Below are 18,277 nucleotides of genomic sequence, written 5' to 3'. Positions count from 1 at the left end.
TGAACATGGAAGCTTTATTCCGTAATGTAAGAGAATTGGTTGAACGGGCTGAGAAAGAGCAGAAAATGATTTCTGAAATTATGATTGAGCAGGAAATGCTTCTGACTGACCGTTCACGTGAAGATATTATGATTCAGATGGACCGCAATTTAACTGTTATGGAAGAAGCGGTGGAAAAAGGGCTGAAAGGCGTTCATTCCGCTTCAGGCTTAACAGGCGGTGACGCTGTTCTGTTGCAGGCTTATCGTGAAAAAGGCAATACACTGTCAGGCGATTTGTTGCTTGACGCTGTCAGCAAAGCGGTAGCGACCAACGAAGTCAATGCCGCAATGGGTACTATCTGTGCAACGCCGACAGCAGGATCTGCAGGCGTCGTACCGGGTACATTATTCGCAGTCAAAAATAAATTAGACCCGACACGGGAGCAAATGATCCGTTATTTATTTACGGCAGGAGCTTTCGGATTTGTTGTGGCGAACAATGCATCGATTTCAGGTGCGGCCGGCGGTTGCCAGGCAGAAGTCGGATCGGCAGCTGGAATGGCGTCAGCCGCTATTATCGAAATGGCCGGCGGAACCCCGCAGCAAAGTTCGGAAGCATTCGCAATCACGATGAAGAATATGCTTGGTCTGGTCTGCGATCCAGTGGCGGGATTAGTGGAAGTGCCTTGCGTAAAGCGTAATGCGATGGGAGCAGCCAATGCAGTAGTGGCCGCAGATATGGCGTTAGCCGGTGTCACCAGCCGCATTCCGTGCGACGAAGTCATCGGGGCGATGTTTGAAATCGGCCAATCCATGCCGAGTGCGCTGAGAGAAACCGCAAAAGGCGGACTTGCCGCAACTCCTACCGGAAAATGGCTCGAGTCCAAAATTTTCGGGGGAGCAGTTGTTGGAAGTGGGCAGTAGAGATTCCGTCGCCACATTAAAAGGGGTAGGCAAGCAAGCAGCAGAAACCCTGCAGGAAATGAAAATCGAAACTATACATGACCTGATCATGACATTCCCGTATCGCCATGAAGATTTTCAATTGAAGGATCTGGCGGATACGCCTCATAATGAACGCGTTACCGTGGAGGGAAGGGTTGAAAGCGAGCCTTCCGTCCTTTTTTTAGGCAAGAAAAAATCGCGTACTCAAGTACGGGTTTTAGTTGGCCGCCATTTGGTCAAAGCGATTTTCTTCAATCAGCCCTATGTTAAGGCCAAATTGCATCTGGGAGAAATCATTACCTTGACCGGCAAATGGGACCGTGGGCGGCAAGTCATCACGGTATCAAACCATTCGATTGGTCCGCGTACGGATGGAGCTGATTTTGAACCTGTCTATAGCCTAAAAGGCAGCATCCACCAAAAAACCTTCCGCAAGCTGATGAGGCAGGCACTTGATTTGGCAAAAGGGGACATGGAGGATTGCTTGCCAAAAAGTTTGGTTGAAACTTATCAATTGGCGCCGATTCAAGATGCTTTGGAATGGGTTCATTTCCCTCCGGACGGCGAGGCGGTCAAACAGGCACGCCGGCGTTTTGTCTACGAAGAGCTGTTGGTGTTCCAATTGAAGATGCAGGCGCTGCGCAAAAAAAACCGTGAAGAAGAGGGCGGCTCGTTCATCGATTATGACCTGGAACGCTTAAAAAAATTTATTGATAGCCTGCCTTTTGATCTGACCGCTGCACAAAAGCGAGTGGTCAATGAAATTTGCAAGGACATGAAAGAGCCGTTCCGCATGAACCGTCTCCTGCAAGGGGATGTAGGCTCCGGCAAAACCGTCGTGGCTGCCATTGCACTGTATGCAGCCCATTCTGCGGGGCTGCAGGGCGCATTGATGGCACCGACTGAAATTTTGGCTGAGCAGCATGCCAATACGCTTGAGCAATGGTTCCGTCCGTTTTCAATGAACATTGCGCTGTTAACGGGTTCGGTCAAAGGCAAAAAGCGTCAATTGATCCTGGAGCAACTGGCAGCTGGAGAAATTGATATTTTGATCGGCACCCATGCTTTGATTCAGCCTGAGGTCAAGTTCCATAAGCTGGGGCTTGTCATCACAGACGAGCAACACCGTTTTGGTGTGGATCAGCGCCGTGTGCTGAAAGACAAGGGCTATAATCCGGATGTACTGTTTATGACGGCTACGCCGATTCCGCGTACGCTGGCGATTTCGGCTTTCGGGGAAATGGACGTATCGATCATTGATGAGATGCCCGTGGGCCGCAAAGAAATTGAAACCTACTGGATGAAAAAAGACATGTTTGGCAAAATAGTCGGCCGGATGGAAAAGGAACTGTCCGCAGGAAGACAGGCCTATGTTATTTGTCCGCTGATTGAGGAGTCGGATAAACTTGATTACCAAAATGCGGTCGATCTGTTCCAGCAGTTGTCAATGTATTTCAAGGACCGGTTTACGGTCGGCTTAATGCATGGCCGTCTGCATTCAGAAGAAAAAGAACAGACGATGCGCGAATTTACAGAGGGCAAAGTGGATGTATTGGTATCGACGACTGTCGTAGAGGTTGGAGTCAATGTACCGAATGCCTCGTTTATGCTCATCTATGATGCCGAGCGTTTCGGTTTGTCCCAGCTGCACCAATTGCGAGGGCGCGTCGGACGCGGCAGTGAACAGTCTTATTGTGTGCTGTTGGCAGACCCAAAAACGGAGATTGGCAAAGAGCGCATGGCGACGATGACTGAAACCAACGACGGCTTTGTGCTGGCGGAAAAGGATTTGCAGCTGAGAGGACCCGGGGACTTTTTTGGCCGCAAACAAAGCGGCATCCCGGAATTTAAAATGGCTGACCTGGTCCATGATTACCGGGCGCTTGAGACGGCCAGAAAAGATGCAGAGAAATTGATCAGCGGCGCAGAATTTTGGCAGGCGGAAGAAATGCGCTGCCTGCGTCAGCAAATCGAACATTCGGGTATATTATCAGGCGGCAGACTGGATTAAGAATGCAGGGATCGTGATTTTCCTTGCATTCTTTTTTTGTTATTTATATACTCATATTAGTACCAAGTGCTAATAGCGGGCGGTGACACAGTGAAAAGACCAAAAAAACAGCGGCAACAGGCGTTAAAAGATTCTATAAAAGACAACCCGTTTGTGACGGATGAAGAACTGTCAGTCGAATTTGATGTCAGTGTGCAGACAATCCGGCTAGATCGGATGGAACTTGCCATTCCCGAACTGAGGGAACGCATTAAACACGTAGCCGTGAAAACATTTGAAGATGAAGTGAAATCTTTGCCGATCGACGAAGTGATCGGAGAGATTATCGATATTGAACTGGACAACAAAGCAATTTCGATTTTCGATGTCAAACCGGAACATGTTTTCCAGCGCAACAAGATTGCCAGAGGCCATCATTTATTTGCGCAGGCCAACTCCTTGGCGGTTGCGGTAATGAATGAAGAATTGGCTTTGACTGTGAAATCGGAGCTGCAATTTTTGCGGCCGGTCACAGCGGGCCAGCGCGTAGTTGCAAAGGCGGAAGTGATCGAAAGCCATCCTGAAAAAAACAGGGCATTTGTTAAAGTGGTTTCTTCTGTCGATCAACAAACGGTTTTTATCGGCACATTTGAAATGTACCGTATGACAGAGCAAAGCGAAGGTGAAGCAAAATGAAAATAGCAGTAGATGCAATGGGCGGAGACAATGCCCCGAAAGAAATCATTGCAGGTGTCTTTAAAGCTCTGGATGAATTTAAGGATATTAAAATTCAGCTTTTTGGCCATCAGGACAAGATGCAGGAATTTCTGAAGGAACATGAACGCCTGACAATCGTCCATTGTGAAGAAGTCATTGAGTCAGAAGACGATCCTGTGCGGTCAGTCAAACGAAAAAAAGACGCATCAATGGTCCGAATGGCGCAAGCTGTGAAAGACGGAGCCGCTGATGCTTGTGTATCTGCAGGCAACACAGGAGCGCTTATGTCAGCCGGTTTGTTCATAGTGGGCCGTATCGACGGCGTTGACCGTCCAGCACTGGCTCCGACTTTGCCAACCATTGACGGCAAAGGATTCGTTATGCTGGATATGGGCGCCAACGCGGAAGCCCGTCCGGAACACCTGGTTCAATACGCCATCATGGGAAGCATTTATGCTGAAAAGGTGCGCGGCATTCAAAATCCGACAGTCGGATTGCTGAACATTGGAACCGAAGAGAAAAAAGGCAACGACTTGACGAAAGCTGCCTTCCCGTTACTAAAAGAAGCGCCTGTCAATTTTATTGGCAACGTGGAATCACGTGATTTGCTGAACGGTGTGGCTGATGTGGTCGTAACCGACGGATTTACCGGGAATATGGTATTAAAGACAATCGAAGGAACAGCCATGAATGTATTTTCGATGATCAAAGACGTCTTCATGACTAACGCCAAAACAAAAGTTGCGGCTTTTCTGGTCAAGGACAATATCAAAGGCCTAAAGGGCATGCTGGATTACAGCGAGTATGGCGGTGCGGGACTGTTCGGCTTGAAAGCGCCGGTCATTAAAGCACATGGTTCTTCAAATGCGACAGCTCTTTTCAATGCCATACGCCAGACGCGGACAATGGTTGAATATGATGTAACCGGAACAATTTACAGTACGCTGAAAAAGGAGACCTAACATGAAGACTAAGATTGCATTTATATATCCCGGCCAAGGTTCGCAGACAGTCGGAATGGGCGAAAGCTTTTTAGCGGATGACACGAGCCGCAAATTCTTTGAAAGCGCGGATCAGTCACTCGGCATCGAATTGTCCAAGCTGATGCTTGAAGGCCCTCAGGAAGAGTTGACGCTGACTTATCACGCCCAACCGGCTTTGTTGACAGTGAGTTCAATGATTACAGAACGATTGATTCGTGCAGGCATCCGGCCAGACTATACAGCCGGCCATAGCTTAGGCGAATACAGCGCATTGGTGACTTCCAATGTGTTGGATTTTCCAACAGCGGTCAATATTGTACATAAACGCGGATTGTTTATGAACACTGCTTTTCCAGCAGGAGAAGGCACCATGGCGGCGATTCTGGGACTGGAAAGTGAAGAACTGGAAAAAGTGACGAATGAAGTGACAGATACAACAGGCGTCGTTCAGCTCGCCAACTTAAACTGTCCCGGACAAATTGTCATTTCCGGCACAAAAGCAGGAGTAGAGCAAGCTTGTGTTGTCGCCAAAGAGCGCGGCGCGAAACGGGCAATTCCGCTGGACGTCAGCGGTCCTTTCCATTCGGAATTGATGCGTTCGGCGTCACAGGATTTAGCGAAAGAATTGAGCACGTCTTTCCTGCTTGATGCCAAAGTGCCAGTGGTTTCAAATGTGACGGCGAAAGCTGAAACCAATGCGACACAAATACAGGACCTTCTGGTACGCCAATTGTATTCACCAGTTTTATGGGAGCAGTCGGTGCGCGAAATGATCGATCTTGGTGTTACGGTATTTATCGAAATCGGACCAGGAAAAGTGTTAAGCGGCCTGGTGAAAAAGATTGACCGCTCAGTTAAAACTTTGCCGGTCTATGACGTGGAGTCATTTGAAAAAGCGGTAGAGGAGTTGGCGAAATGAGTAAACTTGCAGGGAAAACAGCCATCATTACAGGGGCATCGCGCGGAATCGGTGCGGAAATCGCTCGGAAATTTGCAGCAGACGGCGCCAAAGTGGTTGTCAATTACAGCGGCAGCCAGGAAAAAGCGGAAGCCGTTGTAGCAGACATTCAGGCTAATGGCGGAGAGGCAATTGCAGTCAAAGCCAATGTATCGGATGCAGAATCGGTCAAAGCTATGGTTGATGAAACGATGAAAACTTTCGGGTCGGTTGATATTTTAGTGAACAACGCCGGCATTACCCGTGACAATTTGATGATGCGCATGAAAGATGATGAATGGGATGATGTGATCAACATCAACTTAAAAGGCGTCTTTATCTGCACGAAAGCAGTGACACGCCAAATGATGAAGCAGCGCGCAGGCCGCATTGTTAACATTGCGTCCATCGTCGGAGTCATGGGCAATGCCGGGCAAGCGAATTATGTTGCCTCAAAAGCAGGCGTCATCGGCTTGACCAAAACAACCGCTCGTGAATTGGCAAGCCGCGGCATTACGGCAAACGCCGTAGCACCCGGATTTATCACAACGGACATGACAGACCAATTGACCGATGAAGTCCAAAAAGCCATGCTGGAACAAATTCCGTTGAACCGCTTTGGCGCTCCGGAAGATGTCGCAAAAGCGGCGCTGTTCCTGGCTTCTGATGATGCCTCCTACATGACAGGCCAAACGCTTCACCTTGATGGCGGTATGGTCATGTAAGTAAGAGTTTTGTATACTGATTTGAGGGGAGGTGACGACATTGTCAACAGTATTAGATAGAGTAACTAAAGTAATCGTGGATCGTCTAGGTGTAGAAGAAAGCGATGTGAAACTTGAAGCTTCATTTACCGGTGACCTAGGTGCAGATTCATTGGACGTAGTGGAATTGGTTATGGAACTTGAAGATGAGTTCGATATGGAAATTTCTGACGAAGACGCTGAGAACATGGCTACAGTAGGCGACGCAGTAACATATATCGAAAAGAAACAAGCTTAAGCAAGAAATGCTGAAGCGATCGTCTAGATTCGACAGGCATAAGACACTCCGGCGAAGCGGCGTACTTTGCCGCATAGCCGGGTTGGCTTATGACCCTAGAATCTGGCCGCTGGGGCTGGACACCATGAAAAGCGAAAGCGGCCGTCCAGCCCTTCTGCTCAACACCCATACTTAAACACCCATTGACGCACAATTGCTGTTATACTAAGCAGTTGTGCGTCAATTCTCTTTTTGCACAAAAGCTGAAAAAAAGGTAAAATTGATGGAAGTACACAAAGGAAGGCAGATAAAAATGGCAATGAATAGAAAAACAAATCACCAAAAGCCGGGCGTCATAAAAGAAAACGCAAAAGCGGCATTTGAACAACTGCAAAAAGAACTGAATGTTTCATTTAACAAGCCTGCATTGCTGTATCAAGCTTTCACGCATTCATCCTATGTGAATGAGCATCGAAGAAAACAATTTACCGACAACGAACGTTTGGAATTTCTGGGAGATGCGGTATTGGAATTATCCGTTTCGCATTACCTGTACGCGAAATATCCTGAAATGAGCGAAGGTGAATTGACGAAGCTGCGTGCAGCGATCGTTTGTGAACCTTCACTTGTTTTATTTGCCAACGAACTTGGTTTTGGCAAATACATCCTGTTGGGCAAAGGGGAAGAGCTGACTGGCGGAAGAACACGTCCAGCACTTTTAGCAGATGTTTTCGAATCGTACATCGGTGCCCTTTACCTTGACCAGGGGTTGGAACCTGTTGTCGCATTTTTGGAGATGGTGTTGTTTCCAAAAGTGGAAATCGGTGCTTTTTCGCATGTGATGGATTATAAGAGCCAATTGCAGGAATTGGTCCAGCAGAAAAACACTGGAGCATTGACTTATGAAATTATTGATGAAATCGGCCCGGCCCATAGCCGTGTATTTGTGACCCGCGTCTCTCTGGCGGAGCAGGAACTGGGTGTAGGCAATGGCCGATCGAAAAAAGAAGCGGAACAGCAGGCAGCCCAGCTGGCAATCCGTAAATTGCAGGAAGCAGCGGAGGAGTAACAATGTTTTTGAAAAGATTGGAAGTCATGGGGTTCAAATCTTTTGCCGATCGCATCGGCATCGACTTTGTGCCTGGAGTAACAGCTGTTGTTGGTCCGAATGGCAGCGGCAAAAGCAACGTCACCGATGCTATCCGTTGGGTGCTCGGAGAACAATCTGCCAAATCGCTGCGCGGCGCTAAAATGGAAGATGTCATTTTTGCCGGCAGCGATTCGAGAAAGCCGCTGAATTTTGCGGAAGTCACATTAGTTTTAGACAATACGGATGGGCGTGTCCCTCTTGATTACAGCGAGGTCAGCGTAACAAGAAGGGTTTTTCGCAGTGGCGAAAGTGCTTATCTATTGAACAAGCAAAATTGCCGGCTGAAAGACATCACGGATCTGTTTATGGATTCGGGGCTTGGCAAAGAAGCGTTCTCGATCATTTCGCAGGGGCGTGTGGACGAGATACTGAATTCGAAGGCAGAAGAGCGCCGATCGATTTTCGAAGAAGCTGCCGGCGTTCTAAAATACAAGCAGCGCAAGAAAAAAGCTGAAGTAAAATTAAATGAAACCGATGAAAACTTAAGCCGTGTGCTTGATATCCTCCACGAATTGGACGGCCGGATGGAGCCGCTTCAAATTCAGGCTTCTACAGCCCGTGATTATTTGGATATGAACGAACAGTTGAAGGATGCCGACATCGCTTTACTGGCCTATGATGCGGGTAACCTGCAGCAGGAATTGGATCAGCTGACGCATGACGCTGCCGCTCATTCAGAAAAAGAACAGCAACTGTCAGCAACCATCAACAAGAAAGAACAGGCGGTAGGCAGCATTCGCCGCACTCTTGCTGGTTTGGATAATAAAATAGACCAGGCGCAAAATGCCCTGGTGGAAGCCAGCGCTGAGACGGAAAAATGGCAGGGCCGCAAGCTGCTGATGTCTGAGAAAAAAAGCAATGCACACCGACAGGCACAACAGCTGCAGGACAATCTTGATGCAGAAAAACTGGAAAACGACTTTCTGATGCAAAAGCACAGCGAACAGCTGGCTTTGCTGGAAGAACGCAAAGCGGAGCAGCGGGCGATCCGGACAGCCATCAAAAGTCTGGAAGAGCAGCTCAACCGGACGCCAGCTGACATCGACAACGAAATTGAAAATGGCAAATCGGTTTATATCGATTTAATGAACGAACAGGCAACAGTCAAAAATGAACTGAAAAATATCGACTTGCAGGCACAGCAATTGTCAGAGTCTACCGGACGCATTGTGTCGCAGCGGACAGACTTTACAGCCGAGCTGACTAAGTTGGAGAAGGAAAAAGTGCAGGCGTCTGGGAACGTTCAGGAAATCCGTACGCTCCTTGAAGACAAGCGTCAGCAATACAAAGACAGTGAAACTTCCTACCAGCTCCAAAAGCAGGCGTTCGACCAGAAACAATCCATGCTGTTCCAGGCATATCAGTCACAAAAACAGTTAAGTGCAAGGATTGACACGCTGCAGGAATTGGAAGCCGATTTTTCGGGCTTTTTCCAAGGCGTCCGTGAAGTGTTAGTGGCACGTGAAAAAGGCCTCTTATCGGGAATCCGGGGAGCCGTCGCTGAGATTGCCCAGGTAGAGAAAAATTACGCCAAAGCGATCGAAACGGCTTTAGGTGCTTCCAGCCAGCACATCGTTACAGAAAACGAACAGCATGCCCGGGAAGCGATTGATTTCCTGCGCAAAAAAAGAGCGGGCCGCTCTACATTCCTGCCAATGACTGTCATGAAGGCACGAAAAATACCGGACCATACCTTAGCTGCCGTAAGTGAGCATCCTTCTTATATTAATATGGCATTTGAATTGGTCCAATACGATCCGCAATACGCCATGATCATAGAAAATCTTCTGGGCAATGTCATTATTGCCGAAGACCTAAAAGGCGCGACGGCCATCGCAAAAGCAACAGGCAACCGGTTCCGTGTCGTAACGCTCGAGGGCGATATCGTCAATGCCGGAGGATCGATGACCGGCGGCGCCAATAAAACACAAGCTTCTTTCTTTTCCCGGAAAGCTGAGCTTGAGCAATTGCTCGTGCAAGCAGGAGAATTGAAAGAAACGATTTTAAATGCTGAAAAAACAGTTCAGAAAGAACAAGCCGAAGTTAAAGCCGCTGAAGAAGCTATTCAGATCCTGCGGACCGAGGGCGAAAAATACCGGGATATGGAAGCGGAAAGCTCTATTATTCTGCGTGAAATCGAAGCGGTGCTAAAGACAACCTTAGAGCGTTTCCAGCTTTTCGAAGCTGAACAGCGCAACAAAGCATACGATTTAACGGCCATCACCGGGCGAAAAGAAACAGCCTCTGCGCGACTCGATAGCATCGTTGGCGAACTGGATGCCATTACGGTGAAAATCGATGAATTGACTTTGTTCAAGCAGCAAAACGAATCGGCAAGAGATCAGGTGCTGGAAAAATTGGCGGACCAGAAGTCGCTCCATGCTGTGACAAAAGAACGCGTCATCCAATTGACAGCAAGTGAAGCCGAACTTTTTGAACGTTTGGAAAAAAGCAGCAGAAAGCTCCAGGAACATCAAAAAGAATTGCAGTGGATCCAGTCAGAAGAAGCGGCGAAAGTTTATTCCGATGAAGAAATTCTTCAGGAAATTCAGTCTTGGTCAACGAAAAAATCGCAGATGCTGGAAACCGTCGACCAGACAAAAGAACAGCGTGCGGCGCAGCAAAGCGGATTGAACGACCTCGAAGAGGATCTGAAAGAGCAACAGCGCATCTATAAAGGATACGTAGAAGCGGTTCGGATATGTGAAGTCAAATCCACACGCCTGGAAGTCCAAATCCAAAGCTTGGTATCGCAACTCGAAACCAGCTACCAGTTGACGCTCGAGCAAGCCAAACAGTTCGATATGGTGGACGAGGAAGCGGCTGTCCGCAGAAAAGTCAAGTTGCTGAAGCAGTCTATCGAAGAATTAGGTCCGGTCCATATTGGCGCTATCGAAGAGTTTGACCATGTCTCGGATCGCCACGCCTTTTTAACCGAACAGCGCAATGATTTGAATGAAGCAAAAGAAACCTTGCGTACTTTAATTCGGGAAATGGACGGGGAAATGACCAGCCGTTTCGACGATACTTTCCATTCGATCCGGAAGCAATTCCAGCTAGCATTTAAAGAGTTGTTTGGTGGAGGTTCGGCTGACCTGGTGCTGACCGATCCGCAGGACATGCTGCGGACTGGTGTGGAAATTATCGCCCAGCCGCCCGGCAAAAAGCTGCAGAACCTGAGCCTGCTGTCAGGCGGAGAACGTGCACTGACCGCCATCGCGCTATTGTTTGCGATTTTGAATGTGCGCCCTGTGCCATTTTGTGTACTGGACGAAGTCGAGGCGGCGCTTGATGAATCGAATGTCGTGCGTTACAGTCAATACCTGAAGAAGTTCAGTGAAGATACCCAATTTATCGTAATCACCCACCGCAAAGGAACGATGGAAGGTGCGGATGTTCTATATGGCATTACGATGCAGGAATCAGGGATTTCAAAATTGGTTTCAGTTAAGCTGGAAGAAAAAATTTAACAGAGGAGTGGTCACGTGAGTTTCTTTAAAAAATTAAAAGATAAATTTGCCGGAAACACCGAGGCTGAAGAGTCAACAGAAAAATACAAAGAGGGATTAACCAAAACCCGCACTGGCTTTACGTCAAAGATCAATGATCTGGTAGCAAAATACCGCAAAGTCGACGAAGACTTTTTCGAGGAATTGGAAGAAATCCTGCTGCAGGCAGATGTGGGCTTTGAAACGGTCATAGAACTGATGGATGAATTGCGCTATGAAGTACAGCGCAAAAATGTCAGAGACACATCCAACGTCCAGTCTGTCATTTCAGAAAAACTGGTGGATATCTACCAGGCTGGTGAAGCAGAAACGAATGAAATCAATTTCGTTGATGGATTAACGGTTATTTTAGTGGTTGGCGTCAATGGTGTCGGCAAAACTACGACCATCGGCAAATTGGCTCACCGCTTCAAAAATGAAGGCAAAACCGTTATGCTGGCTGCCGGGGATACGTTCCGTGCCGGTGCAATCGAACAGCTGGATGTATGGGGACAGCGCGTAGGCGTCGATGTGATCAAGCAAAGCGAAGGCTCGGATCCGGCTGCGGTCATGTATGACGCTGTCCGTTCAGCTAAATCCCGCGGGGTGGATGTATTGATCTGCGATACGGCAGGGCGCTTGCAGAACAAAGTCAATTTAATGAATGAACTGCAGAAAGTGCACCGCGTCATTTCCCGTGAAATTCCGGGGGCGCCCCACGAAGTGCTGCTGACTCTTGATGCGACGACTGGGCAAAATGCCATGATTCAAGCCCAGACGTTTAAAGAAGTTACGGATGTCACAGGCATCGTCCTGACAAAACTTGATGGAACGGCAAAAGGCGGAATTGTTTTGGCCATCCGCAATAAGCTTAAGATTCCAGTGAAATACGTGGGACTCGGTGAAAAACTGGATGACCTGCAGCCGTTCGATGCTCAAAAATACGTCTATGGCCTGTTTGCTGAAGGATTGGACAAAGAACAGCAATTGGAAGATGCAGACAAGTAAAACTACTTGACAGCTTTAACAATTTTCAGTATTCTAAGCAGTAGAATGAGTGGGGTGAGCGTCAATGATGGGATTGGAAAAAACAACACGCATGAATTATTTGTTTGATTTCTATCAGGAGCTACTGACACCTAAACAGCGGAGCTACATGATGCTGTATTATTTAGATGACCATTCACTGGGCGAAATTGCGGAAGAATACGACATCACCCGCCAGGCGGTCTATGACAATATCCGCCGGACGGAAGCGATGCTGGAAGAATATGAACGCAAATTGCAGCTGTTCGAGAAGTTCCAGAAACGGCAGCAATTGGTTTCGTCATTTGAAAAACAGCCATTTACCGAAGAGCGCATCCAGCAATTTTTGGGCGAACTGAAGGAATGGGACTAGGAGGCGGAAAGAATGGCATTTGAAGGATTATCCGAACGCCTGCAAGGCACCATGACAAAGATCAAGGGCAAAGGAAAAGTCAACGAAGCAGATGTTAAGGAAATGATGCGTGAAGTACGCTTTGCCTTAATCGAAGCGGATGTCAACTTAAAAGTCGTCAAGGAATTCGTCAAGAAAGTCAGCGAACGGGCAATCGGCCAGGATGTCATGGACAGTCTGACACCGGGCCAGCAGGTCGTCAAAATTGTAAAAGATGAGCTGACCGAATTGATGGGCGGCGAAGAGCGGAAAATCGAGTTTTCATCAAAACAGCCGACTGTCATTATGATGGTTGGTCTGCAAGGGGCTGGTAAAACGACCACTTCCGGAAAACTCGCCAACCTGCTGCGCAGAAAACACAACCGCAAGCCGTTATTGGTAGCGGCCGACGTTTACCGTCCGGCAGCGATCCAGCAGCTTGAAACAATCGGCAAGCAATTGTCGCTGCCAGTTTTCTCCAAAGGGACGGATATGTCTCCAGTGGAAATTGCACGGCAAGCGATTGAACACGCAAAAACCGAACATTTGGATACCGTCATCATCGATACGGCAGGCCGTCTGCATGTTGATGAGGCATTGATGCAGGAATTGAAGGACATCCGTGCCCTTAAAGAGCCGGATGAGATCTTCCTGGTGGTCGATTCCATGACCGGTCAGGACGCGGTAAACGTTGCTCAAAACTTCGATGCAGCAATCGGCATCACCGGCGTCGTTCTGACAAAGCTTGATGGCGATACACGAGGCGGTGCAGCGTTGTCGATCCGTACCGTTACCCAAAAACCGATTAAATTTGTCGGGATGGGCGAAAAAATGGACGCACTTGAAGCTTTCCACCCGGAACGCATGGCATCACGGATTCTTGGCATGGGCGATATGCTGTCGCTGATTGAAAAAGCGCAGTCAAGCGTCGATGAAGAAAAAGCGAAGGAACTGGAAGAAAAATTCAGAACTTCGACCTTTACGTTTGACGATTTTCTTGAACAAATGTCACAGGTCAAACAAATGGGGCCATTGGATGAAATTCTAAAAATGCTCCCAGGCGCCAATAAGATCAAAGGGCTCGAAAACGCAAAAGTGGATGAAGGCCAAATGGATCGTGTAGAAGCCATTATTTATTCCATGACGAAAAAAGAGAAAACCACTCCTGAAATCATCAATGCAAACCGCAAAAAACGGATTGCAAAAGGTTCAGGAACGACGATTCAGGATGTCAACCGGCTCTTGAAACAGTTTGAAGACATGAAGAAAATGATGAAGCAAATGTCTGGCATGAACACAAAAAAAGGCAAAAAGAAAATGGGAATGCCAGGCCTGGACTCACTTTTCAAGTAAAATTTTAAGGTGTTAAGAAAAAATACTTTACAAACTATTTAAAGCTTGCTAATATAATATCTTGTGTGAAACTATTCGGAGGTGCTTTAAGAAATGGCAGTAAAAATTCGCTTGAAACGTATGGGAGCTAAAAAATCTCCTTTTTACCGTATTGTAGTAGCTGACTCACGTGCTCCACGTGACGGCCGTCAAATCCAGACAGTAGGTACTTACAACCCGCTGACAGTTCCAGCTGAAGTTAAAATCGACGAAGAACTAGTGTTGAAATGGCTTCATGATGGTGCAAAACCATCTGACACTGTCCGCAACTTGTTTTCTCAAAAAGGCATTATGGAGAAATTCCATAACGAAAAACTAAACAAGTAAGGGAGATTTTCTTATGAAGCAGCTGATTGAGACCATTGTCAAACCGTTAGTTGATTATCCGGAAGAAGTTCGTGTCGAAACTGACGAAAACGCAAGCCGAATTGTCTACAAGCTTTCTGTGCATCCTGAGGATACAGGGAAAGTGATCGGAAAACAGGGACGTGTAGCGAAAGCTGTCCGTTCAATTGTGTACTCAGCAGCAGGCGGTTATCATAAGAAAAAAACTTACCTTGATATTGTCGATTAAGAAAGAAGGAGGAGCCTAGGTTCCTTCTTTTTTTTTCAGAAAAATAGCAATGGAAGGATGTTTTTTCGTGCAATGGTTTAATGTAGGAAAAATTGTAAATACCCATGGAATTCGCGGGGAAGTACGTGTTTTGTCGCGTACCGACTTTCCGGAAGAGCGTTTTGCGGTAGGTGCAAAGCTCGGCCTTTTTACCCCGGACGCCAAAAAGCCGATCATGGTGAAAATTGCCAGCCACCGCCAGCATAAGAATTTCGAGTTGCTTACTTTTGAAGGCTACCCGAACATCAATGACGTGGAAGCGTTCAAAGAGTCTTATTTGAAAATTGCTGAACATGATTTGACTGAACTGGAGGACAATGCATTCTACCATCACGAGATTCTTGGATGCACAGTTTTTTCAACCGAAGGGCAGGAACTCGGAACCATCAGTGAAATTTTGGAGACGGGCGCCAACGATGTTTGGGAAGTGACACCGAAAACAGGGAAGAAGCATTACATCCCGTATATTGAAGACATCGTCAAAGAAATCGACATTGATGAAAAGAAAGTGGTCATCGAAGTGATGGAAGGCTTGTTGTCCTGATGAACATAAATGTCTTATCGCTGTTTCCGCCTATGTTTGAAGGTGTCTTCCAACATTCGATCATGAAAAAAGCACAGGAAAAAGGTGCAGTCAGTTTGAACGTTGTAGACATCCGGGAATTTGCCGACAACAAACGGCAAGTAGATGATTATCCATTTGGTGGAGGCGCCGGCATGGTGCTAAAACCGGAACCAATCTTCAATGCCGTAGAAAGCCTGACCCCAAACAGCAAGCGGCGCGTCATTTTAATGTGTCCCCAAGGCGAGCGTTTTACGCAGGAAAAAGCCGAAGAGCTGGCTGGCGAGCAGGAACTGGTGTTTATCTGTGGCCATTACGAAGGCTACGATGAACGGATCCGGGAACATTTGGTGACAGATGAGATCTCTATTGGCGATTTTGTGCTGACCGGTGGAGAGTTGGCAGCCATGACCGTTATTGACAGTATCGTCAGACTGCTTCCAGGGGTGCTTGGCAACGCCGATTCCCCTGTTCGCGACTCTTTCTCTACAGGGTTCCTGGAACATCCCCAATACACGCGTCCAGCTGATTTTAGAGGATGGAAAGTGCCGGATGTCCTGACTTCCGGCAATCACGGGAAAGTCGACGAATGGCGCGAGGAACAAACGTTGAAACGGACGCTGGAGCGGCGGCCGGACCTGCTTGATAAAATAGAATTGAGCGCTAAACAGAAAAAAACGATTGATAAATTGAAAGAACAAAAATAGAATGCAAGTTGCTCTTGCGCACACAACGGATCAATGGTATTATGGACACTGTACTTTTATGTGAAGTACAGGATCACGATGTTCCGCTGCAACAGTCTATTTGTGTGCAAGAGCGTCTGTAGAAGGAGAGAAAAATAATGCAAAACATTATTACAGAAATCACTAAAGAACAACTTCGTACGGATCTTCCAACGTTCCGTCCTGGAGATACTGTCCGCGTCCACGTTAAAGTTGTCGAGGGTACACGCGAACGTATTCAGGTATACGAAGGAGTCGTAATCAGCCGTCGCGGAGGCGGAATCAGTGAATCATTCACTGTTCGCAAAATCTCTTACGGTGTTGGTGTTGAGCGTACATTCCCTGTACACACGCCAAAAATTGCACAGCTTGAAATTACCCGTCGCGGTAAAGTACGTCGTGCGAAATTGTACTACTTGCGTGACCTACGCGGTAAAGCAGCTCGTATCAAAGAAATTCGATAAGATCGCATGGATGAAAGAGGGCGCTTGCGCCCTCTTTCTTTTTGCTAAAAAGTTTGATTCCTTGTACAATTAAGCCAGTAAGCATGGGGAGGAACACGCATGGAGACTGAAGTGAAGAAGAAGAATGAAATGTGGGAATGGTCTAAAGCTCTATTGATCGCCTTCGGTTTGGCAGCAATTATCCGTTTCTTTTTATTCACGCCGATTGTCGTTGATGGAGAGTCGATGATGCCGACTTTGGAACACGGGGACCGCATGATCGTTAACAAGATCGGTTATTCAGTCGGAGAACCTGACCGTTTTGACATCATCGTTTTCCATGCGCCGGAAGAAAAAGATTATATTAAGCGCATAATTGGTTTGCCGGGTGATCACATAGCCTATGAAGACGATCAGTTATATATAAATGGAGAAGCAGTGGAAGAGCCTTATCTGGATATTTATAAGCAGGGAATCACCGGTACGCTGACAGAGGATTTTGTTCTGGAGGATGTCACCGGCGAAAGCATCATACCCGAAGGCTCTGTATTTGTCATGGGCGATAATCGCCGTGCAAGCAAAGACAGCCGCCATATCGGATTGGTCCCGACCGACGAAGTGATCGGGGACACAAGTCTCGTTTTCTGGCCGTTGCCTGAAGCGGGGATTGTAAAATAAGGAGTGGTTTTATGACGATACAATGGTTTCCTGGACACATGGCAAAAGCACGAAGACAAGTTACTGAAAAACTGAAATTGGTGGATATTATTTTTGAACTTGTTGATGCCAGGTTGCCTTTATCTTCACGAAATCCGATGATCGATCAAGTGATTCAGCAAAAACCGCGTCTCATTATTTTAAACAAAATGGACATGGCAGATGAAGTTGAAACGAAAAAATGGATTCGTTATTTTGAGGATCAAGGTACCCGTGCAGTAGCCATCAATTCACTTGAAGGCAGAGGGCTGCAGCTTGTGACGAAAGCATCAAAAGAAATACTGGAAGACAAATGGAACCGGATGATTGCCAAAGGCATCAAACCCCGCGCCATCCGAGCCATGATTGTCGGCATCCCGAACGTCGGAAAGTCGACCCTCATCAACCGCTTGTCGAAAAAAAGCCTGGCCAAGACCGGTAATATGCCGGGTGTAACAAAAGCTCAGCAATGGATCAAAGTCGGCAAGGAAATTGAATTATTGGATACGCCAGGTATTTTGTGGCCGAAGTTTGAAGATCCCGAAACCGGCTTGAAACTAGCGGTTACAGGAGCGATCAAAGATTCGGTCATCCAAATGCAGGAGCTGGCTATCTATTCCTTGAGATTCCTGGAAGAACGTTATCCGGAGCGTATGATGGAGCGCTACGGCATTGATCATGTTGACGAAGAAATCGTTAACACCTTCGACCATATCGGCAAAAAGCGCGGCTGTTTCGACCAGCATGGCGATATCGACTATGAAACAACCGCTGAAATAGTAGTTCGGGATATCCGGAACCAATATCTTGGCAAAGTAACGTTCGATTACAGAGATGAAATGATCGAAAAAGAAGAGGCGTGAAGGTTGCCTTATCTGATAAAAAGCTGTTTCTCGATTCCGGGAAACAGCTTTTTTGATATGATGGAAAGAGAATTTACCGGTTACTATATAAGTTGAACTAATGATCTTCGCCTGTTGATATTCCACCAATCAGCTCCGCTCTTTCGGGCCCGCAGGAAGCGGGTCATGCAGCTGGCACCGAACTAACTCGGGCTTTTGGCCCGAGTGGATTTCTTGCATGTCGTTGCATCGCTGCGCTGTTCCCTTGGGAGTCTCCGCTGATTTGCTCCATATCCTTTATGATTACAGGGAGAAAACAGAGGCTCACTTCAATTTCACTCTCTCTCTTAGCGCCGGCGCGCCCAGGAGCTATGCCCAAAGCGTCCGAAGCGTTGGGTAAAAGCTAGATTCTTTA

Annotated in this window: 19 protein-coding genes; all 19 read left to right on the top strand. The window is 47.3% G+C overall.

All coding sequences use genetic code 11. The features are described 5' to 3' along the window. The first annotated feature begins 5 nt into the window (after positions 1–5). Entirely contained in the window at positions 6–905 is a 900-nt protein-coding gene (gene sdaAA / locus QOZ98_RS03095; protein ID WP_308786047.1) for an L-serine ammonia-lyase, iron-sulfur-dependent, subunit alpha, read from the top strand. Next, entirely contained in the window at positions 895–2,937 is a 2,043-nt protein-coding gene (recG, locus tag QOZ98_RS03090) for an ATP-dependent DNA helicase RecG (protein WP_308786137.1), read from the top strand. The genes sdaAA and recG overlap by 11 nt, the downstream gene beginning before the upstream one ends. Positions 2,938–3,027: 90 nt before the next feature. Continuing rightward, positions 3,028–3,612: a transcription factor FapR gene (gene fapR, locus QOZ98_RS03085; protein WP_308786046.1), complete on the top strand. Its 585-nt coding sequence runs from the start codon at positions 3,028–3,030 to the stop codon at positions 3,610–3,612. After that, positions 3,609–4,595 (top strand): phosphate acyltransferase PlsX, encoded by a 987-nt coding sequence (gene plsX / locus QOZ98_RS03080; protein WP_308786045.1) that lies wholly within the window; start codon positions 3,609–3,611, stop codon positions 4,593–4,595. The genes fapR and plsX overlap by 4 nt, the downstream gene beginning before the upstream one ends. Position 4,596: 1 nt before the next feature. Continuing rightward, positions 4,597–5,535, top strand: coding sequence for an ACP S-malonyltransferase (gene fabD / locus QOZ98_RS03075; RefSeq protein ID WP_142826582.1), 939 nt, complete (start codon positions 4,597–4,599; stop codon positions 5,533–5,535). Next, positions 5,532–6,278, top strand: a complete 747-nt coding sequence (fabG, locus tag QOZ98_RS03070; RefSeq protein WP_308786044.1) for a 3-oxoacyl-[acyl-carrier-protein] reductase — start codon at positions 5,532–5,534, stop codon at positions 6,276–6,278. The genes fabD and fabG overlap by 4 nt, the downstream gene beginning before the upstream one ends. A gap of 40 nt (positions 6,279–6,318) precedes the next feature. Continuing rightward, positions 6,319–6,555, top strand: a complete 237-nt coding sequence (locus QOZ98_RS03065) for an acyl carrier protein (protein WP_308786043.1) — start codon at positions 6,319–6,321, stop codon at positions 6,553–6,555. Positions 6,556–6,847: 292 nt separating this feature from the next. Beyond that, a complete protein-coding gene (rnc, locus tag QOZ98_RS03060; protein ID WP_308786042.1) occupies positions 6,848–7,603 on the top strand; it encodes a ribonuclease III in 756 nt (251 codons plus the stop codon). A 2-nt stretch (positions 7,604–7,605) separates the two neighbouring features. After that, complete coding sequence (gene smc, locus QOZ98_RS03055; RefSeq protein ID WP_308786041.1) at positions 7,606–11,154, top strand: chromosome segregation protein SMC; 3,549 nt, start codon at positions 7,606–7,608, stop codon at positions 11,152–11,154. A 15-nt stretch (positions 11,155–11,169) separates the two neighbouring features. Further along, positions 11,170–12,180, top strand: a complete 1,011-nt coding sequence (gene ftsY, locus QOZ98_RS03050; protein WP_308786040.1) for a signal recognition particle-docking protein FtsY — start codon at positions 11,170–11,172, stop codon at positions 12,178–12,180. Between the two features lie 67 nt (positions 12,181–12,247). Next, the gene (locus QOZ98_RS03045; RefSeq protein ID WP_240747947.1) at positions 12,248–12,571 is read left to right on the top strand and encodes a putative DNA-binding protein; all 324 of its coding nucleotides are present in this window, start codon (positions 12,248–12,250) and stop codon (positions 12,569–12,571) included. A 12-nt stretch (positions 12,572–12,583) separates the two neighbouring features. Continuing rightward, positions 12,584–13,942, top strand: a complete 1,359-nt coding sequence (ffh, locus tag QOZ98_RS03040; protein WP_142826577.1) for a signal recognition particle protein — start codon at positions 12,584–12,586, stop codon at positions 13,940–13,942. Positions 13,943–14,035: 93 nt separating this feature from the next. Beyond that, entirely contained in the window at positions 14,036–14,308 is a 273-nt protein-coding gene (gene rpsP / locus QOZ98_RS03035) for a 30S ribosomal protein S16 (protein ID WP_008430833.1), read from the top strand. Between the two features lie 13 nt (positions 14,309–14,321). Continuing rightward, a complete protein-coding gene (locus QOZ98_RS03030; RefSeq protein ID WP_142826576.1) occupies positions 14,322–14,555 on the top strand; it encodes a KH domain-containing protein in 234 nt (77 codons plus the stop codon). 67 nt (positions 14,556–14,622) lie between these two features. After that, positions 14,623–15,138, top strand: coding sequence for a ribosome maturation factor RimM (gene rimM / locus QOZ98_RS03025; RefSeq protein ID WP_142826575.1), 516 nt, complete (start codon positions 14,623–14,625; stop codon positions 15,136–15,138). After that, positions 15,138–15,863 (top strand): tRNA (guanosine(37)-N1)-methyltransferase TrmD, encoded by a 726-nt coding sequence (gene trmD / locus QOZ98_RS03020; protein WP_308786039.1) that lies wholly within the window; start codon positions 15,138–15,140, stop codon positions 15,861–15,863. The genes rimM and trmD overlap by 1 nt, the downstream gene beginning before the upstream one ends. A gap of 137 nt (positions 15,864–16,000) precedes the next feature. Continuing rightward, complete coding sequence (rplS, locus tag QOZ98_RS03015; protein WP_142826573.1) at positions 16,001–16,345, top strand: 50S ribosomal protein L19; 345 nt, start codon at positions 16,001–16,003, stop codon at positions 16,343–16,345. A gap of 99 nt (positions 16,346–16,444) precedes the next feature. Then, a complete protein-coding gene (lepB, locus tag QOZ98_RS03010; protein WP_308786038.1) occupies positions 16,445–17,002 on the top strand; it encodes a signal peptidase I in 558 nt (185 codons plus the stop codon). A gap of 11 nt (positions 17,003–17,013) precedes the next feature. After that, positions 17,014–17,883, top strand: coding sequence for a ribosome biogenesis GTPase YlqF (ylqF, locus tag QOZ98_RS03005; protein ID WP_308786037.1), 870 nt, complete (start codon positions 17,014–17,016; stop codon positions 17,881–17,883). Positions 17,884–18,277 lie beyond the last annotated feature (394 nt).

Origin of the sequence: Planomicrobium stackebrandtii, assembly GCF_030814955.1 — a bacterium.
GTDB classification, from domain to species: Bacteria; Bacillota; Bacilli; order Bacillales_A; family Planococcaceae; genus Planococcus; species Planococcus stackebrandtii.
This window is presented reverse-complemented; position numbering and strand designations above follow the sequence as displayed.